The organism is Mesorhizobium zhangyense (assembly GCF_011045115.1).
GTDB lineage: Bacteria > Pseudomonadota > Alphaproteobacteria > Rhizobiales > Rhizobiaceae > Mesorhizobium_M > Mesorhizobium_M zhangyense.
On sequence record NZ_JAAKZG010000001.1, the window covers coordinates 465,684 to 491,136 of the forward strand.

Genomic DNA, 25,453 nt, shown 5'->3' on the forward strand with positions numbered 1-25,453 from the left:
CCTGCCGATAACGCGGAGTAGACGAAACATCATGAACGTCGCGAGGCTCCGCACCGCATGAGGCACTCATCGTGACGTCCAGGAACATTTCCGAAATCGCCGAAGCAATGCGCATAGCGCTGCTGCGCGTCGACCCGGCGCTCAGCCGGTTCGATCCGCTCCCGCGGATAATTTCGCTGGACGACTTCTCGCGCGGTCATTGCGGCTGGTCGCAACTGGTCGGCAACTATGAGGATCACCTCGACACGATGCTGCCGGGCTATGCCCAGCATTCGAGCGCAATGCTTTCGACACTCGGCCACTGGGAGGCCGGGTCACATGGCGGGATGGATTCATCCTATGCGCTGAAGATTGCAACCCGACCAAAACCGGGCGCGCAGAACGTGGCGATCAAGCGTCACACGTTCCGCAAGCGTGGACCGATTCGGTTCGAGGCCTATTTCACCTTCAAGCCGGAGGCAAACGAGCTCAAGCTGTCAGAGACCGACGTCCGCTCCGTAGGCTTCCTCTTCGACCTGCAGGGTGGAGACCAGGATGCGGATGCGCAACGCGTAATGCCGCATCTGCGCTTTCTCAACGCTTCCGACGGCAAGCACTGGCAGAAGTGGCAGTACAAGCGCGAGACGACGACTTTCAAGGCGGTCGGCCCGGAGGACAAGACGTTGAGCCACTACCATCTCTCGCCGGATGGATGGCTCGACCTGCCCAACGGCGAACAGCGGCTTTGCTACAACGAGATTCCAACCAAGGTGAACTGGAGCTACCTGCGGTTCGATTTCGATCTTGAGACGATGAAAGCCACCGGCTTCCAGTGCAATGATCGAAACTTCGACCTTTCCGGCTTCGATTCGATCCGGATCCCCGCGATGAAGAACCTCTGGTGCATGCTCAACTTCTGCCTGTTCGCGGAGACCGACGTAGCCAAGCGGGCCTTCCTCTATGTCGACTCCATCTGCATCTCCGGAGACTTCTGATGCTGCCCGAAAACATAACCGCGGTCATTGCCCGCAACGAGCGGTGGACCGGCGAGGCGGCATGCGAGCCTTACGAGGCTGGATGGGCGCGCGAGGCCGTCTTCTTTGTACGGGCGATCAACCCGCCTATAGGCCCGGCCCCGATGGCCTGGGTGGAGATCTCGCCCGACGGCATGCGCTGGATTCGCGAAGGCGCGGAGTTCCGCATGCCTTCCGAGCGTGACGGTATTGCGTGCGCTCGCATTGCGCATTTCGGCAACTGGCTGCGCGTCGCGACGAAATTCGAGGACGGCGCGGAATGCACCGTCCTTGTCACGCTTCACCTCAAGGCCTGAAGCCTCTCACCCGAGATAAGCGCCCTGTGCGAGCAGTTCTCTGCGAATGTCCGCATAGTCGACATGGCGAGGGGTGCCGCGATTTCCGATCGACAGGGCTGCCGCGACGCCGGCCGCCTGGCCAAGTGCGAAGCATGGAGGCATCACGCGGATCGCGCTGAGCGCTTCGTGCGTCGCCGATACGGCCCGGCCCGAGACCAGCAGCCCGTCGTGGCGCCTCGGCACCATTACCCGGTAGGGGATCTGGTAGACATTGGCGGTCGGCAACGCCTCGGCGGTGCCGCCGCCTGAGCCAGCTGGGTCATGAATGTCGAGCGGATATCCGCAGAGTGCCACCACATCATCGAAGGCGCGTCCGCTGCGCAGGTCATCCAGCGTCAACTCGTAATCGCCCTCGATGCGGCGCGTCTCACGCACGCCGATCTGCGTTGCGGTGTCACGCAGCTCTGCGTTCTCGAAGCCCGGCAGCTCCTCGCGGAAGAAGCGCAACAGTGCCATCGTCTGCTCGCGGCCCTGCATCTCGGCTTTCGTCAGGTCGCCAGCGTCGGCACCGTTGAGCTTGAGCACGCGGCCCGTATTAATGCGCCACACACCGGGCTCCATCGTCTTGTAGAGCCCGATGCCGCGCCGTGGCGCAGGGAAGCGGCCCGCGGCGGTCGCCGCAGCGACTATCGAGGCATAGGGGCGGAAGTCGTCGGGATGTGCTGCGACATAGGCCTCGACGATGGCATCGTCCACATTCTGGACCCGGAAGAACAGCGTCTGCGGCTGTGCGAGGCCGTCGCTGTCGCGGCCGTGTCGGGTGTGGACGCCGGCGTAATGAGCAACGTCCCCGTCGGCCGAGCAATCGACGACGATACGCGCCCGCGCTGCGCGAAGGCCGCCCTTGCCGGCACAGACGACGCCGAGTACGCGCGGGTTGGCGATATCGGGATCATCGACGATCGCATCGACCACCATCGTGTGGAGGAGCAGGTCGACGCCGGCCTCCACGCACATGCGCTGCGCGACGATCTTCGCGGCCTCGGGCTCGAAAGGCGTTACCTTGTCGTGGCCATAGACAATGAAGCCGCTGTACGGCGAACCGGCGGGCACCTTGCTGGGATGCATGGCGCCCCCGACTTCCATCATGTTCTGTACGAATTCTTCGAAGACGCCACGGATGAGCTGCTCCGACCCGTCGAGCGAGTAGGACGTCATGCATGGGCCAACAAGCCCGGCGGTGAGATTGCCGCCAAGAAAGCCGTAGCGCTCGATCAGTCGCACCCGCACGCCGAGACGCGCCGCAGCGATGGCTGCGGAAATTCCCGAGGGGCCACCGCCGATGACCAGCACATCGACTTCATCGAGTTCCGGGATATGCGACGAATAGGCGTATGTGCGTTCGGTCTGCAGCATCGTCGTCTCCAGGGTCAGCGGAACATCGATCCGCCATCGACGTCGAGGGCGGAGCCATAGGTGAAGCTCGCGGCGTCGGAGCAAAGGAACATGATGGCGGCCGCCATGTCGGTCGGCCTTCCCATGCGCCTCATCGGGAGATTTGCAGCGATGCGGTCCTTTAGTGCCTGGTCGATATGCGAATGCATTGGCGAATCGGTCGGGCCGGGATTCAGCGCGTTGATCCGCACTTTCTTGCCTGCCAGTTCGCGCGCCATCGATTTCACCAGCGACAGGGTTCCGGCTTTTGACGCTGCGTATGCGGTATCGGCGATGAGCCCGCCACCGCCGCAGACGCCCGCGTCGGACGCTACGCACACGATGTTGCCGCCTTGCGGATTTTCGAGGAAGCGTTTCACGCCCGCCTGTACGGTGAAGAACGTGCCCAGCAGGTTCACGCCGAGCACGCGCTCCCAGTGCGCCCAGTCCTGTTCGAATATCCGCTTGGCGGTGATGACGGCGGCGCATGTCACCACATTGTCGAGACGCTCCAGCTTCTCGTCGCAATAGGCAAATGCCTTCGAGATGCTGTCGGGATTGCTGACATCGACGGTCACGGCATGGATTTTCGCGCCACTTTCGCGCAGCGCCCCGGCGTGCTGCTCGAGCCCCTTGGTGTCTCGGTCGCACATGATGACCTCAGCGCCTTTGGACGCGAATGCGCGTGCGGTTTCGAGCCCCATGCCGCTGGCTGCACCGGTAATCAGTACGGACCGACCGGCGAAGGCGTCGTTGGCGAATGTGGCGTAGTTATCAGTCATATCCACTCCATTGATGTCGGGAATTGCGGCCGCTCAGGCCATTTAGGGCCTGCCGTGCACGTCGAGGCGACGTCATCATATAACGATTAACTTAGCTGCTAAGTTGGGTAGTTGTAAAGTGGAGCCACCTTCATCATGTGTAATCTCTGAACCGGAAAGCCGGCGAAAACAGTCGGTCACTCGATACCGCCGGTCACGGCAAAGGTGCCGGCCACGCGTCCGTCCTGGAGGCGCATAATCGCGGTCACGATCGAGCCGTAGGAACCCCGCCAAACGCTGTGGACGGCTTTGTGTGTGTCAGATGACACGAGCACGTGTCCGGTGAATCTCGCGCCGATTCGCTGCATTTCGACCGGTTCTCCGTTGATGTGAACCTTCACGCTGGCCGTGTCGGTTTCGATCGCGTCGTCCAAATGCGTGTCGAGCGTGATGATTATCTCATCCTGGTTGCCCACATGGCGTGTCTCGGCACGAAGGGTGATGACGAGCGGTTGCGCTTCGATGTCATTGAGCGCTGCCCGGCTGGGAAAAATGTCGTCGGCGAGTTCCGGCGTCCGCGGTGGGCGGGTCCGGCGTGAGCTTGATCGCTCGAAGTCCCCGGCAATCCGAAGCAGCCTCGTGTCGTCATAGGCCTTGCCCGCGAATGTAAGGCCGACCGGCATGCCGATATCGGCCATCGTACCCATCGGAACGGTGACGGTGGGAATGCCGAGATGCCGCGGCACGAGGTTTCCGTTGGCGACCCAGGTTCCGTTGCGCCAGGCGAGGGCCGCGGAAGCCTCGTTCACGTCCGCGTCGGCTGGTCCGACGTCGGCAGCGGCAGGAAAAACCACCGCGTCCAGTCCCTGGTCATCGAGCCAGTCCTCGAAATCGATGCGCCGTGTTGCTTCCAGACCCTTCAGTCCGAGGTCCAACCCGGGGATGTTCTCGAACGGCGTTACGCCGCGCTTTGCGTGCGCGACATAGTCTGCGAGATCGAAGTCGTCGCCATAGCGGTCCGGCAGCGTGCCGGGCGGCTGCGGAAATATCTTTGCACCATCGACAGAGGCCAGGTTCGGGATCGCTGGGTCGGCATTCGCCCGTAAAAAATCGTCCCATGCCCAGACGCACAGGTCCCAGATTTCCCGCTCGGCGAATTCTTCAGGAACCAGACCGCGATCCACCATGGATTTCGTGCCGGGCCGATCGCGCTCGTAGTTGGAGACGACGGGAAAGTCGACTTCCACCACGGTTGCGCCGAGCCGCCTCAGATCCGCTGCGGCCTGCTCCCACAGATCGAGGACGGAGGCGCGCGTTTCGATCGGAGCGTTGGTGTCGTGGTCGCGGCCGATATACATGCGAGGCACGCCCAGCCGCACGCCTTGCAATGACCCTTCCAGTTTGAGATCGGTATAACGTTGAGGGCGCGCGGCTGAACTGAGTGGCAAGTCGACCCATGGCTGCGCCCGCCAGAAATCGCCTCTGGTCGTATGATCGTCCTCGACAATCACGTCGAGTAACTCCAGCATATCCGGCATGCTTCGCGTGTGCGGAACAACCACGTCCATTGTCGGAACGAGAGGCCAGTTGCCGCGCACCGAAATGATGCCTCTCGACGGTGTGTAAGCCACCAGTGCATTGTTGGATGCCGGTGCCCGGCCCGAAGACCATGTTTCCTCACCCAGTCCGAATGCCGCAAAGCTTGCCGCCGTCGCCGTGCCAGATCCGTTGGACGAACCGGACGCGAAGGCCGCCGTCAGATAGTCGGCATTGTAGGGGCTTTCCGCCCGTCCGTAGACGCCGCGCTGCATTCCGCCATTAGCCATCGGCGGCATGTTGGTGAGCCCGATGAGGACCGCTCCGCCAGCCCGCAATCGCTCGATCGTAAAAGCGTCCTCGTTTGCGACCAGATGTTCGAACGCAGGCGAACCGGCTGCCACCGTCAGGCCTGCGACCTTGTAGCTGTCCTTCGCGGTGTATGGGATGCCGTCCAGCGGCCCAAGCGTTGAGCCGCTCTTGCGCCGCAGATCGGAAGCGGCAGCTTCCACGAACATATCCGGATTGAGGACAGGAACGGCGTTGAGGGCGATGCCATGCCGGTCGAAACAGGCGATCCGCCGCAGATAGGCGCAGACCATCTCCACACTGGTTACGGTGCCGGCATCGAGCGCTTGCCTGAGTTCTTCGATAGTCGCTTCAACGATATGGAGGCCGTTATCCGTCATGGGATTTTTTTCCGAAGTTCTGCGGGATCCGGTATTCGCGACGAAAACTGGATCCGATAAATGATTTTGCTCAATCCTGCGGGCGGATATGACGATACTCTGAACATCGACGGGCGTTTCGTATAGCCACGAACGGGAAAAGCAGTGGCCATTGGCACCGAGGCTTCTGCATTTCACCGGTCAAAATGGTACGAGCGCCAAACCACTATCGAGAAAATTGGAGATCGCCATGTCAGCCAATATTCCCACGACTGCTTTGCCTTCCGGCGAGCTGGTTCCAGTGCTCGGGCAGGGCACGTGGTTCATGGGCGAGGATCGCCGCAAATCCGGGCAGGAAGCCGATGCGCTCAGGCTTGGCATCGATCTTGGCATGACCTTGATCGACACGGCTGAAATGTATGCCGGCGGCGGTGCCGAAGAGGTTGTCGGGGAAGCGATCGAGGGCCGGCGCGATGAGGTGTTCCTGGTGAGCAAGGTGCTTCCCTCGAACGCTTCGCGGCAGGGAACGATTCTCGCCTGCGAACGCAGCCTCAAGCGGCTTCGCTCCGAAACCATCGACCTCTATTTGCTCCATTGGCGCGGCAGCTACGCGCTCGAAGAGACCGTTGCTGCATTCGACGATCTCATCCGGGCAGGGAAGATCCGAAGCTGGGGCGTCAGCAATTTCGACACCGACGACATGGAGGAAATCGTCGCGCTGTCCGGGGGCGACAAGGTCGCCAGCAACCAGATCCTGTACAATCTCGCGCGGCGCGGGCCGGAATTCGATCTGATGCCGTGGTGCGGTTCGCGAAACATTCCGCTCATGGCCTACTCGCCGATCGAGCAGGGGCGGTTGCTTCGAAACGCGACGCTTGCCGAGCTCGCGAAGGAATGCGGTGCGACGCCGGCGGCCGTGGCGCTTGCCTGGGTGCTGAGCCATGACGGCGTCATCGCAATTCCGAAATCCAGCAATCCCGATCATCTACGCGACAACAGGAAAGCCGCCGATCTCAAGCTGACGGTGGAACAATTGGCAAGGCTGGACCGGGCTTTCCCGGCGCCTCGACGCAAGACCGCGCTCGAGATGCTGTAGAGTTTTTCAGTCAATCACGGCTCGGCGTGATGGCAGCGGACGTAGGTGGCCTCAAGCAGCTGCGGTTCCGGGACGGTCGTGCGGCAAAGCTCCGTCGCCAGCATGCAGCGCGGATGGTAGCTGCATCCTGTCGGCGGATCGATAGGGCTCGGTAGGTCTACCACCGCAGGAACGCGGTCGCGGTTCGGTCTTTCAAGGTCCGGCACGGTGTCGAGCAGGAAGCGCGTGTAAGGGTGCTTCGGCCGCTCGAACAGGTCGTCAGTCGCGGCCTCTTCGACAATGCGCCCGAGATACATCACTGCGACGCGGTCAGAGACGTGGCGAACCGCTGCCAGGTTGTGGCTTATGAACAGATAAGTCAGTCCAAGTTCCCGCTGCAAATCCTTGAGAAGATTGAGAATCTGCGCCTGGACGGACACGTCGAGTGCCGAGGTTGGCTCATCGCAGATCAGGAATTCCGGTTCTGCGGAAAGCGCGCGGGCGATCGAGATGCGCTGGCGTTGTCCGCCGGAGAATTCGTGCGGATAGCGCGCGGCGTCCCGCCAGGACAGGCCGACGATCTCCAGCAATTCCCGCACCCGCATATCGGTCTCGCCACCGGCTCGGCGCAATCCGAGGTGGCGGATCGGCTCGGCGATGATGTCGCCGACGCGCCAGCGTGGGTTCAGGCTGGCATACGGGTCCTGAAATATCATCTGCGTCCGCACGCTGCCGTCGCTGCCGCTCCCTGTCGCAAAGGAAAGACTGCCGCGCGTTGGCTGATAGAGCCCGACGACCAGCCGCGCCAGTGTCGACTTCCCGCAGCCGGATTCGCCGACGATCGAAAAGGTGGTGCCGCGCGGGATGGCGAAGCTCAGGCCATCGACTGCCTTCAGCGTGCGCTCAGGCTTGCGCAGAACGGTTCGGTCGAACCATGACGGCGAGACGTCGAAATGGAAGGCGATGTCTTCCACACGCAGTGTCGGTTGTCCGAGCGCACCCATCACGCTGCCTCCACTGCTTCGGCCAAAGCCAGCTTCCAGCAGGCGACCGAACCTCGCCCACTCGGCAAGAGCTTGGGCAGATCGCTGCGGCAGCGCGCATCCGCGATTTCACAGCGTGGATTGAAGGCGCAGCCCGCAGGCATGGAATTGAGACGCGGCATTGCGCCATCGATCTGGGCAAGCCGTTCGTGACGGGCTGCAAGGCTCGGAATCGAGCCGATCAGGCCGCGGGTGTAGGGATGCTGCGGCCGCTTGATTAGGTCCTCGACCGGTCCGATTTCGACAATGCGTCCCGCATACATCACCGCCACGCGATCGGCGGTTTCGGCGATCACGCCCATGTCGTGGGTCACGAGCATGATGGCCGTGCCGCGTTCCCGGCAGATTCGCTTGAGCAGCCCCGTGATCTGCGCCTGGATCGAAACATCGAGCGCCGTCGTCGGCTCGTCGGCAACGACGAGTTCCGGCTCGGCGGCGAGAGCAAGCGCGATCACGACACGCTGCCGCATCCCGCCGGAAAACTGGTGCGGGTACTGACCGACACGAAGCTCGGGCGAGGGAATGCCGACTTCGTTCAGGAGGTCGATGGCGCGCCTTGCCGCTTCCGTCCGTGACAGCGGAAGGTGGCAGCGGATCGTTTCCACAAGCTGGTCGCCCACGGTGAGGAGCGGGTTCAGCGATGTGAGCGGGTCTTGAAAGATCGCGCCGATGGTCTTGCCGCGCAGTGCCATCAATTGCCGCCGCGGCAGACTGTCGATGCGTTTGCCGCTGACATGGATCTCGCCGCCCGCGATCCTGCCCGGCGGTTCGAGAAGACCGATCACGGCAGCACCGGTCAGGGATTTCCCCGCGCCGGATTCGCCGACGACACCGAGTATCTCGCCGCGCCTGATCGTCAGGCTGACACCGCGAATGGCCGTCAACACGCCGCGCCGCGTCGGAAATTCAACGCGCAGGTCGCGAATGCTGAGAACCGGTGGGTCGAGCGGGGGCTCGTTTGGCGCAAACGCGGCGTTCATGGGATCACTCCGTCTCGAACAAGGCAGCACCCTCGCGGGCAACGACTTTTCCGCGTTTCATCACCAGCGGACGAGCGCGTCGTGAGACGACTGCCTCGGCCAGTGTCTCTCCTTCGATCAACACAAGATCGGCGGCATCGCCGACGGCAAGCCCGTAATCCTGACGGCCCATGACGGCAGCACCACCGGTGGTGACCACCTCGACGGCACGGCGGATTTCGTCGTCGCGATCGAGATCATTGCGCATGCCGAGAAAGATCGCGCGCTCCAGCATGTCGGCATTGCCATAGGGGCTCCAGCAATCGCGTATACCGTCCGAGCCGGAGCAGACCGTGATTCCGGCATCCAGCGTGCGGATCAGAGGCGGGCAGGGATAGCCGGCCGGTCCCGTCGTCATGATCGCGATGCCTGCGTCGGCCAGTTCGTCGAGCAGATTGCCGATGGCAAGGTAGTCGTTGTGACCGAGGCAGAAGGCATGGCTGACGGTCACCTTGCCGGCCATGGCATGGGCGCGGGTGCGGTCAATAATGAGGCGCATCGAAAAAGCACCAAGCTCGCCCAGCTCGTGCAAATGGATGTCGATAGGCTTTCCGTGCTTTTCGGCGAGAGCGAAGACCACATCGAGATGGCCTTTCGGATCAAGGTCCATCGAACAAGGATCGAGCCCGCCCACGACCTCGGCGCCGAGGCTCAACGCCTCATCCATCAACTCCTTCGTTCCCTGGCGGATAAGCATGCCAGACTGTGGGAAGGCGACGATCTCGAGGTCGATCACGTCGGCATATTTTTCGCGCGTCGCCATGACACCCAGCACGCCGTTCAGGCCGTGTTCTGTGTCGATGTCGACATGGCTGCGGATATGGGTCGTGCCATGCGCTACCGACAGCGCCACCTGCCGCGCCGATTGGCGCGCGGGATCGAGGCCGAGCCGCGCCTTCGAATTGCGCTCATTGGTGATTTTGTCGATCAGCGTGGAACCGACATTGTTGTGGTTCCACGGCATGCCGAACAATGTCTTGTCGAGATGGGTGTGCGCTTCGAAAAAACCGGGCAGAATGATCGCCCCTTTTCCATCGATTGTTTGAGCCTCGGCAAGAGATGAGGCCGAAGACTCTGAAGCGATGCGTCCATCTGCAATCGTTAGGTCTATGGCGGCTTCGCCCCACGGCCGCACATTCTTCAGGATCAGCATTTCACTCATGGTCAGCCTCTTGGTCAGCGGAGTTTCGGGTTGAGGGCGTCGCGCAGCCAGTCGCCGAGAAGATTGACGGCGAGGATGATCAGGCTGAGTTGCAGCGCCGGGAACAGCACGACCCACCAGCTTCCGGAAAAGAAATACTGGTTGCCGATGCGGATCAGGGTGCCAAGCGAGGGCTGGGTCACCGGCATGCCGACGCCGAGAAAGGAAAGCGTGGCTTCCGCCAGAATGGCGAGGCCGAGATTGAGCGTGGCCGTCACCAGAACCGCGGTCATGACGTTTGGTAAGATGTGCGTCAGCATGATGCGCAGAGGCGGCAGCCGCAGGATGCGGGCGGCCAGCACATATTCCTTGCGCGCTTCCACCATGGTCGAGGCGCGCACGATGCGGGCGTACTGAACCCATGAGGTGATGGCGATCGACGTGGTCAGGATGACCGGCGTGAAGGCGTCCCGCATCGAAACCGGCAGGAGTTCGCGGAAGATCGCGCTGACCAGGATGGCGACGAGCAGCGTCGGTATTGAGAGCACGAGATCGCCGATACGCATCAGCAGATTGTCGATCCGGCCGCCGACATAGCCCGAGGTCAGCCCGACCACGATGCCGATCATCACCGACACGATAACGCTGGCAAAGCCGATCATCAGCGAAATGCGCGAGCCGTAGAGAATAGCCGAAAAGATGTCGCGGCCTTGCACGTCGGTGCCGAGCAGGTATGGCGCTTGGCCCTCAGCGGTCCAGATCGGCGGCAGTTCCGCCTTGTCGAGGTAGAGCTGCGTCAGGTCGTAGGGATCCTGCGGCGAGAGCAACGGTGCGGCGATGGCGGTCAGTGCAATGACGAGCAGCACGATCGCCGAAATGACCGCCGAGGGGGTGCGCAGGAAGCCATAGACCAGATCGCCGTCAAGGAAGGTTCTGAGGCGGGCAAACCGAGGTGCGGCCGGCATCTTCACTGTCTGCTCAACGGACATTTGCGCCTCCTGCCGTCCCCGTCTGCCGCAGGCGCGGATCGACGGCGAGGTAGATGAAATCGACGATGGTGTTGAGCGTGATGAAGATGACGGAAACGATCATCAGATAGGCCGCCATGACGGGGATATCGATGAACATCACCGCCTGTACGAACAGCAATCCCATGCCGGGCCACTGGAATACCGTCTCGGTCACCAGGGCAAAGGCGATGAGGTCGCCGATCAGCATGCCGGTCATGGTCACCACCGGCATCATGCAGTTCCTCAATGCGTGGCGGAAATGCACGATGCGGTCGGGAAGACCCCGGGCGCGCGCGAATTTGACGTAATCGGTTCGCAGCACTTCCAGCATTTCGGCGGTAACCAGGCGCATGATGAAGGAGATCTGGAACAGCGCCAGCGATGTTGCCGGCATTATGAGTGCCAGCCGTCCCGACGGCGTCAGCAGACCGGTCGACCATGTGCCGAACTGCACGACTTCGCCGCGCCCGAAGGCCGGGAGCCAGCCGAGCTGCACCGAAAACACCAGGATCAGCACGATGCCGATGACGAAGGCCGGCACCGAAACGCCGACCATGGAGATCATGCGTGCAATGCGCGCCGCCGGGTTCTTCGGGTTGATCGCGGCAAAGACGCCAAGCGGCACGCCTATCGCCAAAGCCAGCACGGTCGAGACCATGACGAGTTCGAATGTCGCCGGAAAGCGTTCGGCAATGAGCGACATGACTTCACGCTGGTTGCGGAACGAGATGCCGAAATCGCCCTGCACGGCGCGGATGACGAAGGAGAAGAACTGCATGACGACGGGCTGGTCGAGACCGAGGCGAAGCCGCAACGCGACGCGCTCTTCCTGGCTGGCCTGCGCGTTGAGCATGAGCTGAACCGGGTCTCCCAGAAACTGGAAGATCATGAAGGCGATGAAGGCGACGACAAGCATGACAAGCGCTGCATTGCCGATGCGTTTGACGATGATGGCAAGCATGTCTGCCGTCTCCTGACGGGTTTCAATGAGGCCTGAACCGGGCTGACGTCCGACTGATTTCGTCCGGCCCGGAGTGCCCGGGCCGGAGGTGGAAAATTACTTCATCTTGGTCAGCCAGTGGCGCGGCTTGTTGTCGGTAAGCTGGACGAGGCTTTCCACTTTCGAACCGGTCGCCCATGCCATGGGCTGCTGGTGCAGCGGCAGGAAGGCCACATCGTCCTTGATCTTGGTCAGCGCCTCGCTCTGGAAATCGAGGCGCTTTTCGCGGTCGAGTTCCTTGCCGGCGGCATCGATCAGAGCGTCGACCTCCGGATATTTCCATCCGCCCCAGTTGAACACGCCGGACGTGCCCGTCTTGGAATGCACGACCTGCACGAGGATCGAGTAGCTGTCGATCATGGGCTCGTTGGCCCAGCCAAGTATGCCGACATCGAACTTGCCGCTCTCGAATTTCGCGGTCTGCAGGCTGGTCGGCGCGACGTCCAGCGTCGCTTTCAGCCCGACGCGGGCCCACATCGACGAGACCGCCTGGCAGATCTCTTCCTCATTGACGTAACCGTCGTTCTCGCAAACGAAGGAGAAGGTAAAGCCGTTGGGATATCCCGCCTCAGCCAGAAGCTTCTTGGCTGCATCCGGGTCATAGGGCAGGCGCGAATCCAGCGCTTCGACATAGCCGGGAATGGCGGGTGCAACCATCGACCCGGTGTTACGCGACAGGCCGCGCATCACCTTCTTCTGCAAGGCGTCGATGTCGATCGACTGGTACATCGCCTGGCGAACCTTGATGTCGTTCATCGGGTTCTTGTCGGTGATGTCGGATGCGATCGTCTTGTCGGTCCGGTTGAAGACGAAGAAGACGGTCCGTAACTCATTGCTCGCCAGCACCTTGATGTCTGACGAAGCCTGCAGGCGGGGAATGTCCTGGAGGGGCGCTGAATTGGTGAAGTCGATCTCGCCCGACAAAAGGGCTGCAACACGCGTGGCAGCCGAGGTGATCGGGGTGAAGACGATCTTGTCGATGTTGTGCCGCGGCTTGTCCCACCAGGCCTTGTTGACCTCGAACACGGTCTCGGCATCGGGCTTGCGCGACACGACCTTGAACGGGCCGGTGCCGTTGGCGTGGGCGGTCGCATAGCCTTCGACGCCCTTGCCGACGTCCGTCGGAGCCTCCGCCTTGTTGGCGACCAGCCATTCCTTGTCGAAGATGACGATGTTGGTGAGGTCGTTGAGCAGCAGCGGGTAGTTCGGCGTGGTGGTGACCTCGACCGTGAAGTCGTCGATCTTCTTGGCGCTCTGGTAAGCCGGCAGATTGCCGCGCAGAGGCGAGGCCGGGTCGCTGACGCGCGTTAGCGACGCTAGCACGTCGTCGGCGGTGAATGGCGCGCCGTCATGGAAGGTAACGCCTTGGCGCAGATGAAAGCGCCAGAGGGTCGGGGACACGACTTCCCACGACGTGGCGAGCGCCGGCGCTATCTGCAGATTGTCGTCGTAGCGCACCAGTCCTTCATAGACATGGTTGAGCACGGCGATGGTGAAGGTGTCTCCGTAGGAATACGGGTCGAGCGAGACGACATCGCGCTGGGCGCCCCACTTGAGAACATTTTCGGCGGCTGCCGAGAATGTGGTGAGCGTTAGCGCCGCGATGCAGGCAACGGACGTCTTCAAGAACGATTTCATTGCAGCCTCTCCATTTGTTTTTACCAAATCTGAATTTGCCGTCCAGATAGGCGTTCCCGTGGATTGCACTTCATTTGAGCTGGTTTTGATTATTTTTTATGCAATCTGTATCCACTTGATAAACGATAGTGTATACTGTTTAATGGCGCAAGAGAAAACATTTGGCATCGATCCTGTACGCAGATTGGGAACACGCCATGGTTGACACCGGCACAGGGTATTCGGATAAATCGCTGCACCATGACCTCACAGGAAATCACGCCGACCAAACGCGCGAGCCGCGCCGGCAATCTCGCAGAAGGCGTATATCAGGCGCTGAGACGGGCAATCATCGAACAGGCGATCGCGCCGGGCACGAAGTTGCCGGAGGATTCGGTCGGCGAGAGTTTTGGCGTCAGCCGGACGGTCGTGCGCAGCGTGCTCGCGCGCTTGACTGTGGAAGGTCTCGTTTCGCAGCAGCCCAACAAGCGTGCGACGGTGGCTTCGCCCAGCCTCGCGGAGGCGCGCGGCGTCTTTCAGGTGCGGCGCAGCCTGGAGCGGACGGTGATCGAGACGCTGGCCGGACGCATGACGCCCGCCATGACGGAAAAATTGCGGGCACATGTCGCGGCGGAAGAACGGGCGCAGGGACGCGACGGACCGGAATCGATACGGCTTGCCGGCGAATTCCATACGCTGCTTGCAGATATGACGGGCAACGAACTTCTCATTCGCTATGTCGCAGAAGTTGCATCGCGCTGCTCGCTGATCCTTGCCCTTTATGGCCGGCCGCATTCATCGGAGTGCGCGGTCAACGAGCACCAGATGATCATCGACGCGCTCGTGCGTGGCGACGAGGAAACCGGCGTCCGGATCATGGACGAGCACCTGACCGCCGTCGCAACGCGCGGTCTCCTCGACCTGAAACCCGTGCGCGAGCGCGAGCTGAAGGACTTGCTGGCGGACTATCGACCGCTCGCGGCAAAGAGCTAAGCCGGCACCTTTCCCGACAAACTGACGAGTGGCGCGCAAAGGCTGCCGCCGCTGCCATTCCGCTCATATTCGACATCCGCACATGCGCTTTGCCGGCGCGTGGGCGTTGCGATTTTCTTGTCTCAACTTTTCTGAAAGCACGCTCATGACCAACAAGACCAGTTTCGACTTCGAACGAATGTCCGAACGCGAGAAGTACAAGCTGTTGATCGGTGCGGTGGTGCCGCGCCCGATCGCGCTGGTGACGACCGTTGATCTGAACGGGCGCGTCAACGCCGCTCCCATCAGCTTTTTCAACTGCCTGTCGGCCGAACCGGCGATTCTTGCGCTCGGCGTGGAAAACCACGACGACCTTTCCTTCAAGGATACGGCCTGGAATGTGCGCACGACCGGCGTCTTCACGGTCAACATCGTCTCGAGCGCGATGCTCGACGCCATGAATGTCTGCGCTGTGCCGTTCTCATCGGATATCGACGAACTTGCCGAAGCAGGCCTGACCGCCGTTCCCGGATCGAAGATCGCAGCGCCCCGCATCGCGGAATCGCCTGCCGCCTTCGAATGCCGCACCTATGTGACGCTGGGCGTCGGCAATTCGCGTGAGGTCATTCTTGGTGAGATCGTCGCGGCCCATATCCGCTCCGACGTCGTCAATTCTCGGCTGCATGTCGACCCCGTCGGGCTGGACGCGATCGGCCGGATGGGCGGTCACGGTTATGCGCTTTCCCGCGAGACGTTCGACCTGCCGACCATGAGCGTCGCGCAATGGGAAGAACGCAAGCGCAAGCCCGCAGCTGAGTAGGGAACGACGATCATGAGCGAAGGCAAGCGCACACTGATGACCGCCGCCTGGGTGGTGGGCCACGAAGAAGGCCGCCATACGCTGCTGCCCGGCGGGGAAGTGGTCTACCAGGACGGCGCAATACTCTTTGTCGGCCACGATTTCCCCGGGGATGTGGACGAGCGGATCGACTATGGGCAGGCCCTGATCGCTCCGGGTTTCATCGATCTCGATGCCTTGTCCGATCTCGATACGACTGTTCTGTCTTTCGACAACCATCCATCGTGGCGCAAGGGCCGCGTCTGGCCGAAATCCTATATGGAAGCCGGCCCCTATGAGATGTATTCGCCCGATGAACTGGTGTTTCAGAAGCGCCATGCCTTCGCGCGCCTGATCCGCAACGGCGTAACGACTGCCTTGCCGATCGCCTCGCTCTATTATCGCGAATGGGGTGAAACGGTGGAGGAGTTCGAAGGAGCGGCTGAAGCAGCTGCCAACCTCGGCCTGCGCGTCTATCTGGGCCCTGCCTATCGCACCGGCAATCCCGTCGTCGTGGAGGAGAACAAGTTCGAACTCTTCTTCAACGAGCCGCGTGGACTGAAAGGGCTGGCCGACGCGATTTCGTTCTGTGAGCGGCTGGAAGGCCGGCATGGTGGCCTTGTCCGCACCATGCTCGCACCGGACCGTATCGAGACCTGCACTCCCGACCTGCTGAGACGCACCGCCGCCGCCGGAAAAGACCTTGGCGTGCCCGTACGTTTGCATTGCTGCCAGGGCGGCTTCGAGCGCGAGACCGTGCGGCGACTGCATGGCATGACCTCGATCGAATGGCTGAAGAGCCTGGATTTTCTGACCAAGAAGACCCTTCTGCCGCATGGCACCTTCGTCAGCCCGTCGCGCTTCGTGCCGGAACCGGGGCGCGACCTCGAAATCATCGCCGAGGCCGGCTCGGTCATCGTGCATTGCCCGCTGGTTGCAGCACGCTTCGGTGATGGGCTTGAAAGTTTCAGCAGTTACCGCGAGCGCGGCCTTCGCATCGGGCTTGGCACGGACACGTCGCCTCCCGATATGCTGCTCAACATGCAGATCGGCCTGATGATCTGCCGTTTTGTCGAGGGGAAAGCCGAGGCATGCCGCGCCGAAGACTATTTCGACGCCGCCACCCTTGGCGGAGCGGATGCTCTCGGCAGACCCGATCTCGGCCGGCTCGCACCCGGATGCCGCGCCGACATGGTGGTTTGGGATTTGGCAAACCCTGATATCGGTCAGATCATCGACCCGATCCAGACCCTGATGATTTCAGGTTCTGGACGCGATGCCCGAACCGTCATCATCGACGGGCGGATGGTCATGCGTGAGCGGCAGATTCCGGGAATGGATTTCGCTGCCGACGCCGTGCGCGCGCAACGCCAGTTCGAGGGGCTGGTCGAAAAATATCCCGACCGCACCTGGGCTCATCCTACGGCTGAGGAAATCTTTTCGTCGGCTTACCGTATCGTCCGATCAACCGGCGCGGCACAAGGCTGAGCGCAGAAGGGCATTTTTCATGCGTATTCTTGTCGTCAATCCGAACACGACCGAGAGCATGACGGCGACGATCGCCGATGCTGCGCGGGGTGCCGTGTCCCGCGAAAGCGAGATCGTTGCCGTCACGTCGCGCATGGGGCCGGTTTCGATTGAGGGATATTACGATGAGGCGCTGGCCGTTCCCGGAATGCTGGCAGAAATCGCCTCGGGAGAACGTAACGGAGCAGATGCTGCAATCATCGCCTGCTTCGACGATACCGGCCTGGATGCCGCGCGAGCCATGGCAAACATGCCGGTGATCGGCATATGCGAGGCCGCGCTTGCCACCGCTGCCTTTCTGGCCCCGCGCTTCTCTGTCGTGACCACGCTTGAGCGTTCGCGCATTCCGATCGAGAATCTGGTGCAGCGATATGGAATGGCAGGCAGGGTGCGCGTGCGTGCTGCCGATATCCCTGTTCTTTCGCTGGAGGATCCGGCCTCCGGGGCAAAGGCGAAGCTGGCGCATGAAATTCGCCGGGCGCTCGACGAGGACCGCGCCGAAGCTATCGTTCTGGGATGCGCCGGCATGGCGGACCTGGCACGAGCATTCCAGGACGAGTTCGGCGTGCCTGTGATCGACGGGGTCAGTGCTGCCGTCAAGCAAGCCGAGGCGCTCATCTCGCTGGGGCTCAAGACCAGTAAGCGCGGCGCCTATGCCCGCCCGGTCATCAAGCCTTATGTTGGTGCTCTGAGTTCTTTTGCGCCACAAGCCCTCTAGTCTGCTAGTTTTCCGTTCGTAAGGTCCCGAGGCGACGATCTGCCACGCAGTCGTGATTGGAGGCGGCGCCTTCTGACGGCTATATGCAGCGCAAACCCAATTGTTGCGGGGAATCATGGCGTTGGATGTCGGCTATCTGAGTGCGATCGGGGCAGGGGCGCTTTCGTTCCTGTCGCCCTGCGTGCTGCCGCTGGTGCCGCCTTACCTCTGCTATATGGCCGGCGTTTCGGTCGATGATTTTCGTGCCGAGGGTGGAAAGGTTGCCAAGTCGGCCACCCGAAACGCACTTCTGATAACATCGGTTGCCTTCGTCCTGGGATTTTCCACCGTATTCGTGGCGCTCGGTGCTGGTGCTTCGACGATCGGACGGCTTCTGCGCGTCTGGCAGGAACCGCTGGCGATGGCGGCCGGCGTGCTCATCATCCTGATGGGGCTCAACTTCCTCGGCGTCCTGAAAATCCCGTTCCTGTCGCGCGAGGCGCGCTTCCAGTCGGAAGGCAAGCCCGCCAGCACGGTCGCTGCCTATGCCATGGGACTCGCTTTCGCTTTCGGCTGGACGCCTTGCATCGGGCCGGTGCTCGGGCCGATCCTGACGCTTGCCGGCGGACGCGAAACGGTCAGCGAAGGCGCGCTGTTGCTTGCGGCCTATTCGCTCGGGCTCGGTATTCCGTTCCTGCTGGCGGCCTTCTTTTCCGGTGCATTCATGCGCTTTCTCGGCAAGTTCCGCGTGCATCTTGGCCGCGTCGAGAAAGTCATCGGCGCGCTTCTGGTATTGGCCGGCGTGTTCTTCCTTACCGGCGGCGTCCAGAGCGCTTCCTACTGGCTTCTGGAAACCTTTCCGACGCTCGGCAAGCTGGGCTGACGACGTATCGGCCGGTGCAGATCGGCTGTAATTCTGCCGACGCATCGAATTTCAGCCGCATTGGAGCAGGAAGGAAGCAGTGCTAGAACTGCGACGAATCTTCCTGTTTCTTTCCGGAAATCGCCATGACCGCTAGATCCTGCCTGTCGATCATCCTTGCCGCCGGCGAGGGCACGCGCATGAAAAGCGCGTCGCCCAAGGTGCTTCACAAGATAGCCGGCCTGCCGATGGTCGCGCATGTCGCCAACGCCGCAAAGGCCGCCGGCGCTGGCGATCTCGCTCTGGTCGTCGGCTTCGGAGCCGAGCAGATGCGGGAGGCGGCCGCGTCCTTCGCGCCGGGCACGGAGACCTTCGTTCAGGAGGAACGGCTCGGTACGGCGCATGCTGTGCTTGCCGCTCGAAAGGCGATCGCGCGCGGTTATGACGATATCCTTGTGCTGTTCGGCGATACGCCGCTGCTGGAGGCGGGTTCGCTTTCTGCCGCACGGACGAAACTCGGGGAAGGCGCTGCCGTGGTCGTGATCGGCTTTCGCCCGCCCGATCCTTCCGGTTATGGCCGCCTGATCGAAAAGAACGGCAAGCTTGTCGCGATCCGGGAAGACAAGGATTGCAGCGACGAAGAGCGCAAGATCGGTTTCTGCAATGCCGGCATCATGGCCATTTCGGGTGCGCACGCGCTGAAACTGCTCGACGCCGTCGGCAATGCCAATGCGAAGGGCGAATTCTACCTGACCGACATCGTCGAAATCGCCGACGCAGCCGGCCTGGCAGTGACGGCGACCGAAGCGAGTTTCGAAAGCGTTCTCGGCATCAACAATCGCGCCGAGCTCGCCGAGGCAGAAGCCATCTGGCAGAAGCGCAAGCGCCGCGAGATGATGCTCTCTGGCGTGACCATGATCGCGCCCGAAACCGTCTTCTTCTCGCACGATACGGAAATCGGTGCGGAAACCATTATCGAGCCGAGCGTCTTTTTCGGTCCCGGCGTGAAAGTCGCATCTGGCGTGAAGATCCACGCCTTCAGCCACATCGAAGGGGCTCTTATCGGTCCCAGCGCCGATGTCGGACCCTTCGCGCGGCTGCGGCCAGGCGCCGATCTTCGGGAAAAGGCCAAGGTCGGCAATTTCTGCGAGGTCAAGAAGGCGACGATCGAGGCCGGCGCGAAGGTCAATCACCTTACCTATATCGGCGACGCGCGTGTCGGGCAGGGCGCCAATATCGGGGCGGGCACCATCACCTGCAATTATGACGGCTACTCGAAATTCTTCACCGACATTGGCCCTGGCGCCTTCATCGGCTCGAACTCGTCGCTTGTCGCGCCGATCACCATCGGCGAGCGCGCCTATGTCGCCTCGGGCAGCGTCATCACCGAGAACGTACCGGCGGACGCACTGGCATTCGGACGCGCTCGGCAAAAGACCTTGCCCGACAAGGCACGCGAATTGCGCGAACGCCGCGCCAATGCAGCGAAAAAGTAACCCGAAACGGTTATTCGAAGCGCATACGCTGGACGCTGTGGGGGTCATCCTCCATAGCCATAAAGCTGATACCAGAAGATACGGAATGTGACTTCCGCGCCGCCGCCACACTGACTAGATAGCGGCAGGGGGAAGTTTGCGGGAATAGGGGCAACCGGACCATGTGCGGAATTGTTGGGATCGTCGGCCGGACATCGGTAGCGCCGCTTATCGTCGACGCATTGAAGCGGCTTGAATATCGCGGCTATGACTCGGCGGGCGTAGCGACCGTCGAAGGCGGCCAGCTTGGCCGCCGCCGCGCCGAGGGAAAGCTCGTCAATCTCGAGCAACGGCTGAACGCCGAGCCGCTCGACGGCAATATCGGCATCGGCCATACGCGCTGGGCGACCCATGGCGTGCCGAACGAGACCAACGCGCACCCGCATTTCTCCAATGGCGTTGCAGTCGTCCACAACGGCATCATCGAGAATTTCGCGGAGTTGCGGAACGAGTTGAAGGCTGACGGCTACGAATTCGTTTCCCAGACGGATACCGAAGTCGTGGCGCATCTCGTCGCGCGCGAACTGAAGCGCGGCGCCAGCCCGGTCGATGCCGCGCATGGCGCGCTGAAGCGCCTTGAAGGCGCATTCGCGCTGGCGATCATGTTCCAGGGCGACGACAACCTGATCGTCGGCGCCCGCAACGGCCCGCCGCTGGCCGTCGGTCACGGCGACGGCGAGATGTATCTCGGCTCCGACGCCATCGCGCTCGCCCCCTTCACCAATTCGATCACCTATCTCGAAGACGGCGACTGGGCGGTCGTGCGCCGCAACGAGGTCGGTATCTTCGACATGGACGGCAACGCGGTCGAGCGCAGGCGCCAGCAGTCGCTCAGCACCAGCTTCATGGTCGACAAGGGCAACCGCCGCCATTTCATGGAAAAGGAAATCCATGAACAGCCGGAAGTCATTTCGCATACGCTGGCGAATTACGTGGATTTCACCGATGGCGTCTCAAAACCGCTCGACCTGCCGTTCGATTTCGCCAAGATCGACAGGCTGGCGATTTCGGCCTGCGGCACGGCCTATCTCAGCGGGTTGATCGGCAAATACTGGTTCGAGCGTATCGCCCGCCTGCCGGTCGATATCGATGTCGCATCGGAGTTCCGCTACCGCGAAATGCCGATCTCGAAGAACAGCGCCGCCTTCTTCATCTCGCAATCGGGCGAGACCGCCGACACGCTTGCCTCGCTGCGCTACTGCCGCAAGGCCGGCGTTCCGATCGGGGCTATCGTCAATGTCCGCGAATCGACCATCGCGCGCGAATCCGACGTGATCCTGCCGACCCTTGCCGGGCCGGAAATCGGCGTTGCCTCGACCAAGGCCTTCACTTGCCAGCTTTCGGTTCTCGCTTCGCTGGCCGTGCGGGCCGGCGTGGCGCGCGGCACGATCTCTCGCGAACAGGAAAAGACGCTGGTGCGCGAACTGTCCGAAGCACCGCGTTTCGCCAACCATGTGCTCAAGCTCGAGGAGCAGATCGAAAAGATCGCGCGGGAACTTTCACGCTACAAGCACGTGCTCTATCTCGGCCGCGACACCAACTATCCGCTGGCCATGGAAGGTGCGCTAAAGCTCAAGGAAATCTCGTATATCCACGCCGAAGGCTACGCCGCCGGCGAGTTGAAGCACGGGCCGATTGCGCTGATCGACGAGAACATGCCGGTGATTGTCATCGCGCCGCATGACCGCATTTTCGAGAAAACCGTCTCGAACATGCAGGAAGTGGCGGCGCGCGGCGGCAAGATCATTCTGATTACCGACCAGAAAGGTGCGGATCAGGCCGGCATCAAGACGATGGAAACGATCATTCTGCCCGATATGCCTGAGATCATCACGCCGATCGTCTACGCACTACCGATCCAGATGCTAGCCTATTACACGGCCGTCTTCATGGGCACGGACGTCGACCAGCCGCGCAATCTGGCGAAGTCGGTGACGGTCGAATAACGAAAAACGCCGCTGTCTGAGGCAACCGGCAGCGGCGTTCTCAATCCACCCCGGATTCCATGCCTTCGATCACCCGTCACGTGCTTTCTTGGGACATAGAGTGCTGTCCTGACAAAACCGTGTCCGGCAGGTCGCAAAAACGATTCCCACCGCTCGGGGTGATGGTCTAAGACTATGGCGGGGGCGTTGCGATATCGCACCGCAACACTCAGCTACAAATCGGAAGTGCTGCATGGGCCGTCTGCGAAACTATTTTCTAACCGGCTTCATCGTGACGGCGCCGCTGGCAATCACCGCCTATCTGGCGTGGTCTTTCGTCGGCTGGGTCGATTCCTGGGTAAAGCCCTACATTCCGTACCGCTATAATCCCGATCACTATCTGCCGTTCGCCGTGCCGGGTTTCGGCCTCATCGTGGCGCTGCTGCTGATTACGCTGGTCGGCTTCCTGACCGCCAATTTCATCGGCCGCTCGATCGTCTCTCTGGGCGAGCGGGTGTTAGGGCGTATGCCGCTTATCCGCAGCATTTACAGCAGCTTGAAGCAGATTTTTGAGACGGTTCTTTCGAACAAGAACGAGATGTTCCGCACCGTTGGAATGGTCGAATATCCCCGCAAGGACGTATGGTCGATCGTTTTCGTTGCCGGCGAGAAACGCACCGAGATCAATGACAAGCTCGACCAGAATGACGACCCGCTGATTGCCGTCTTCATGCCATGCACGCCCAATCCGACGACCGGGTTCCTGATGTATGTGCCAAAATCCCAGGTCATCGTACTCGACATGAGCATCGAGGACGGCGCCAAGCTCATCGTCTCCGCCGGGCTGGTGACGCCCGACATGGGCAAGAAAATGGTCAAGATAAAAGGCAAAAAACTCGTATCGATAGCCAATCCGACGCTTGAGGAAGTCGCTCAGCCGGCCCTCAGCAGCCGCACCGCCTCATCCCGCCCGAACAAATAAAGCAGCATCCGTATCGCTTGGCCGCGCGCAGACTTGAGGTCCGGATCGCGCGTCAGCAGCAGTCGGGCGTCGTCGCGAGCGATTTCCAGCAGGTCGGCATGCGTCTCGATGCGCGCCACTTGAAAGCCCGGCGTGCCGGATTGGCGCGTGCCCAGCAACTCGCCTTCGCCGCGCAGTTTCAAATCCTCTTCCGATATGCGGAAGCCGTCCTCCGTCTCGCGCATCACCGAAAGACGGCGCTTGGCCGTTTCGCCGAGCGGGTCTTTATAAAGTAGAACGCAGGTCGAGGCCTTGGCGCCGCGCCCGACACGGCCGCGCAACTGGTGAAGCTGGGCGAGGCCAAAGCGCTCGGCATGCTCTATGACGATGATCGTCGCGTCGGGCACGTCGACGCCGACCTCGATGACCGTGGTGGCGATCAGGATGCGCGTTTCGCCCTCCTTGAAGGCGCGCATCGCCTCGTCCTTTTCTGCGCCCTTCATGCGGCCATGGACGAGGCCGGCCGCATCGCCGAAAACCGGTTTCAGCGAGGCAAAACGGTCTTCCGCCGACATTAGTTTGATCTCTTCGGATTCTTCCACAAGCGGGCAGATCCAATAGACTTTCTGGCCGTCGGCCACGGCATCACGCATGCGCCCGACCAGTTCATCAAGCCGCTCCAGCGGCAGTGTGACGGTGCGGATCGGCTGGCGGCCGGCCGGTTTTTCCGTCAGCCGTGAGACATCCATGTCACCGAAGGCGGACAGAACCAGCGTGCGCGGTATCGGCGTCGCCGTCATCACCAGCATGTCGGGTGCATCACCCTTGGCAGTGATCGCCAGCCGCTGATGCACGCCAAAACGGTGCTGCTCATCGACCACGACAAGCGCCAGATCGCGGAATTGCACGGTTTCCTGAAACAGCGCATGGGTGCCTACAACGATATTGATCGCGCCGCTTTCCAGCCCGGCAAGGATTTCCACGCGCTCGCGTCCCTTTTCCCGCCCAGTCAACACGGCAACGCGCAAGCCCATCTTTTCGACCAGCGGCGCGATGGTGGCGAAATGCTGGCGCGCGAGGATTTCAGTCGGCGCCATCAGGGCGGCCTGTCCGCCGGCCTCGACGGCGCGCGCCATGGCAAGCAGCGCCACCACCGTCTTGCCGGAGCCGACATCGCCTTGCAGCAGGCGCAGCATGCGCTCCGGTTTCTGCAGGTCGGCATCGATCTCAGCCAGCGCCTGCGTCTGCGATTGGGTAAGCTTGTAGGGCAGGGCGTTTCGCAATGCGGCGATCAGCCGGCCGTCGCCTGCAAGCGGCCTGCCGGAAAGCCGCCGCACCGTCGCGCGCACCAGCGCCAGCGAAATCTGCCCGGCCAGGAACTCGTCATAGGCAAGCCGCCGCCACGCAGCACTGTCGGGCAGGACATCGATCGGATCGGCGGGGTTGTGTATGCGGCCCAGCGCCTCGCCAAAGGCGGGAAAGCTTTGCCGGCGCATGACATCCGGATTGAGCCATTCGGGCAGCGCCGGCACGCGTTCCAGCGCCTGGCCGATGGCGCGGCGCAGCACTTTTCCGGACAATCCAGCCGTCAGCGGATAGACCGGCTCGACCAGCGGCAGGCTTTCGGTATCGCCTACGCGCGCGATATGATCGGGATGGACCATGCTCGGGCGGCCGTTGAACCACTCCATGCGGCCGCTGACCACCACATCCTCACCAACCGGCATCGCCTTTTCGAGCCAGCCGGTGTTGGCGTGGAAGAATGTCAGCGCGATCTCACCGGTATCGTCGAAGGCGTAGACCCTATACGGCACCGACTTGTTGCCGCGCGGTGGCGGCTGGTGCCGGTCGATGCGCACTTCCAGTGTCACGATGGCGCCGGAGGGTGCCAGCGCTATGCCCGGCCGGTTGCGCCGGTCGATCACCGAATGCGGCAGCGTGAAGATCAGATCGCCGGCGCGCGCCTCGCGATCCGAAATATCGGCGGGCACGATCTTCTTGATCAGTTCGGCAACCTTCGGCCCAACGCCGGCAAGCGAGGTGATGGAGACGAAAAGCGGGTCGAGAATATTGGGGCGCACGGTTTTACGCTCCCGACGATCGGGAGGCTTGGACCGCAGGTCCGGAACGGGGAGAAGTTGTCAGCATGATTTCCACCAGCCGACTCTTAGGCACTGCGAGAGCGGTTGCAAGGCTGACAGGCAGCGTCATCCACGCTATATGCGCCACTCGGCAATCAGGAATGCGAAACAATGACAGGCATGACGCGATCAAGTGAGGGGCTCGATGCGCGCCGGCGCAAGCTGCTGTTCCGTTCGTGGCATCGCGGCATGCGAGAGATGGACCTGATTCTCGGCGCTTTTGCCGATACCACCATTCACGCCTTGTCCGATTCCGAACTGGACGCATATGACGCGGTGCTGGAACTGCAGGACGCCGACCTGTTGTCCTGGATCACCGGCGAGCAGACCATCCCGCCGGAACACGACACAGCGATGTTCCGCAAGATTCTGGCCTCACGCCAGGCCATGAGTTTCTGAA

At 61.8% G+C, this 25,453-nt stretch carries 22 protein-coding genes; 12 read left to right on the top strand and 10 right to left on the bottom strand.

Translation table 11 applies throughout. The features are described from left to right. Positions 1 to 107: 107 nt before the first annotated feature. Both G6N74_RS02355 and G6N74_RS02360 read left to right on the top strand, forming a co-directional pair. On the top strand, positions 108 to 974 hold the full coding sequence (locus G6N74_RS02355) for a DUF6772 family protein (protein ID WP_165114426.1): 867 nt from the start codon (positions 108 to 110) through the stop codon (positions 972 to 974). Beyond that, positions 974 to 1,309, top strand: coding sequence for a hypothetical protein (locus G6N74_RS02360; RefSeq protein WP_091912550.1), 336 nt, complete (start codon positions 974 to 976; stop codon positions 1,307 to 1,309). Before G6N74_RS02355 ends, G6N74_RS02360 begins: the two co-directional genes overlap by 1 nt. 6 nt (positions 1,310 to 1,315) lie before the next feature. Here G6N74_RS02360 and G6N74_RS02365 read toward each other — a convergent pair whose 3' ends face one another. The 3 genes from G6N74_RS02365 to G6N74_RS02375 all read right to left on the bottom strand — a co-directional run bounded on the left by G6N74_RS02365 (position 1,316) and on the right by G6N74_RS02375 (position 5,711). After that, a complete protein-coding gene (locus tag G6N74_RS02365; RefSeq protein ID WP_165113793.1) occupies positions 1,316 to 2,707 on the bottom strand; it encodes an FAD-dependent oxidoreductase in 1,392 nt (463 codons plus the stop codon). Between the two features lie 14 nt (positions 2,708 to 2,721). Further along, the gene (locus G6N74_RS02370) at positions 2,722 to 3,507 is read right to left on the bottom strand and encodes an SDR family NAD(P)-dependent oxidoreductase (protein ID WP_091912554.1); all 786 of its coding nucleotides are present in this window, start codon (positions 3,505 to 3,507) and stop codon (positions 2,722 to 2,724) included. A gap of 176 nt (positions 3,508 to 3,683) precedes the next feature. Further along, positions 3,684 to 5,711, bottom strand: a complete 2,028-nt coding sequence (locus tag G6N74_RS02375) for an amidase (protein WP_165113795.1) — start codon at positions 5,709 to 5,711, stop codon at positions 3,684 to 3,686. Positions 5,712 to 5,940: 229 nt separating this feature from the next. Here G6N74_RS02375 and G6N74_RS02380 point away from each other — a divergent pair, with 229 nt between their 5' ends. After that, entirely contained in the window at positions 5,941 to 6,786 is an 846-nt protein-coding gene (locus G6N74_RS02380) for an aldo/keto reductase (RefSeq protein ID WP_165113797.1), read from the top strand. A 14-nt stretch (positions 6,787 to 6,800) separates the two neighbouring features. Here the strand turns inward: G6N74_RS02380 and G6N74_RS02385 are convergent, their stop codons facing one another. The 6 genes from G6N74_RS02385 to G6N74_RS02410 all read right to left on the bottom strand — a co-directional run bounded on the left by G6N74_RS02385 (position 6,801) and on the right by G6N74_RS02410 (position 13,616). After that, positions 6,801 to 7,769: an ABC transporter ATP-binding protein gene (locus G6N74_RS02385; protein ID WP_165113799.1), complete on the bottom strand. Its 969-nt coding sequence runs from the start codon at positions 7,767 to 7,769 to the stop codon at positions 6,801 to 6,803. Next, positions 7,769 to 8,788: an ABC transporter ATP-binding protein gene (locus G6N74_RS02390; RefSeq protein WP_165113801.1), complete on the bottom strand. Its 1,020-nt coding sequence runs from the start codon at positions 8,786 to 8,788 to the stop codon at positions 7,769 to 7,771. The genes G6N74_RS02385 and G6N74_RS02390 overlap by 1 nt, the downstream gene beginning before the upstream one ends. A 4-nt stretch (positions 8,789 to 8,792) precedes the next feature. Continuing rightward, the gene (locus G6N74_RS02395) at positions 8,793 to 9,989 is read right to left on the bottom strand and encodes an amidohydrolase family protein (RefSeq protein ID WP_165113829.1); all 1,197 of its coding nucleotides are present in this window, start codon (positions 9,987 to 9,989) and stop codon (positions 8,793 to 8,795) included. Positions 9,990 to 10,003: 14 nt separating this feature from the next. Continuing rightward, a complete protein-coding gene (locus tag G6N74_RS02400; RefSeq protein WP_165113832.1) occupies positions 10,004 to 10,957 on the bottom strand; it encodes an ABC transporter permease in 954 nt (317 codons plus the stop codon). After that, positions 10,947 to 11,939, bottom strand: a complete 993-nt coding sequence (locus G6N74_RS02405; RefSeq protein ID WP_165113834.1) for an ABC transporter permease — start codon at positions 11,937 to 11,939, stop codon at positions 10,947 to 10,949. The genes G6N74_RS02400 and G6N74_RS02405 overlap by 11 nt, the downstream gene beginning before the upstream one ends. Before the next feature lie 96 nt (positions 11,940 to 12,035). Then, entirely contained in the window at positions 12,036 to 13,616 is a 1,581-nt protein-coding gene (locus G6N74_RS02410; protein WP_165113837.1) for an ABC transporter substrate-binding protein, read from the bottom strand. Between the two features lie 240 nt (positions 13,617 to 13,856). Between G6N74_RS02410 and G6N74_RS02415 the strand changes: the two genes are divergently transcribed. The 8 genes from G6N74_RS02415 to G6N74_RS02450 all read left to right on the top strand — a co-directional run bounded on the left by G6N74_RS02415 (position 13,857) and on the right by G6N74_RS02450 (position 22,933). Continuing rightward, positions 13,857 to 14,588 carry a GntR family transcriptional regulator gene (locus G6N74_RS02415; RefSeq protein ID WP_165113839.1) on the top strand — a complete coding sequence of 244 codons (732 nt, stop codon included), beginning with the start codon at positions 13,857 to 13,859 and terminating at the stop codon, positions 14,586 to 14,588. Positions 14,589 to 14,733: 145 nt separating this feature from the next. Then, positions 14,734 to 15,387, top strand: coding sequence for a flavin reductase family protein (locus tag G6N74_RS02420; RefSeq protein ID WP_165113842.1), 654 nt, complete (start codon positions 14,734 to 14,736; stop codon positions 15,385 to 15,387). 12 nt (positions 15,388 to 15,399) lie between these two features. Then, on the top strand, positions 15,400 to 16,893 hold the full coding sequence (locus G6N74_RS02425; RefSeq protein WP_165113844.1) for an amidohydrolase family protein: 1,494 nt from the start codon (positions 15,400 to 15,402) through the stop codon (positions 16,891 to 16,893). 19 nt (positions 16,894 to 16,912) lie between these two features. Beyond that, the gene (locus tag G6N74_RS02430; RefSeq protein WP_165113847.1) at positions 16,913 to 17,650 is read left to right on the top strand and encodes an aspartate/glutamate racemase family protein; all 738 of its coding nucleotides are present in this window, start codon (positions 16,913 to 16,915) and stop codon (positions 17,648 to 17,650) included. Between the two features lie 115 nt (positions 17,651 to 17,765). Further along, complete coding sequence (locus tag G6N74_RS02435; RefSeq protein WP_165113850.1) at positions 17,766 to 18,512, top strand: cytochrome c biogenesis CcdA family protein; 747 nt, start codon at positions 17,766 to 17,768, stop codon at positions 18,510 to 18,512. A 125-nt stretch (positions 18,513 to 18,637) separates the two neighbouring features. Further along, entirely contained in the window at positions 18,638 to 19,987 is a 1,350-nt protein-coding gene (glmU, locus tag G6N74_RS02440) for a bifunctional UDP-N-acetylglucosamine diphosphorylase/glucosamine-1-phosphate N-acetyltransferase GlmU (RefSeq protein WP_165113852.1), read from the top strand. A gap of 161 nt (positions 19,988 to 20,148) precedes the next feature. Next, the gene (gene glmS / locus G6N74_RS02445; protein WP_165113855.1) at positions 20,149 to 21,972 is read left to right on the top strand and encodes a glutamine--fructose-6-phosphate transaminase (isomerizing); all 1,824 of its coding nucleotides are present in this window, start codon (positions 20,149 to 20,151) and stop codon (positions 21,970 to 21,972) included. Between the two features lie 232 nt (positions 21,973 to 22,204). Next, positions 22,205 to 22,933, top strand: a complete 729-nt coding sequence (locus G6N74_RS02450; protein ID WP_165113858.1) for a DUF502 domain-containing protein — start codon at positions 22,205 to 22,207, stop codon at positions 22,931 to 22,933. Here G6N74_RS02450 and recG read toward each other — a convergent pair. Next, entirely contained in the window at positions 22,885 to 24,993 is a 2,109-nt protein-coding gene (gene recG, locus G6N74_RS02455) for an ATP-dependent DNA helicase RecG (protein ID WP_165113861.1), read from the bottom strand. The two genes, G6N74_RS02450 and recG, sit on opposite strands and share 49 nt — an antisense overlap. A 171-nt stretch (positions 24,994 to 25,164) precedes the next feature. Here recG and G6N74_RS02460 point away from each other — a divergent pair, with 171 nt between their 5' ends. After that, positions 25,165 to 25,452 (top strand): FAD assembly factor SdhE, encoded by a 288-nt coding sequence (locus G6N74_RS02460; protein ID WP_165113864.1) that lies wholly within the window; start codon positions 25,165 to 25,167, stop codon positions 25,450 to 25,452. Position 25,453: the final 1 nt, after the last annotated feature.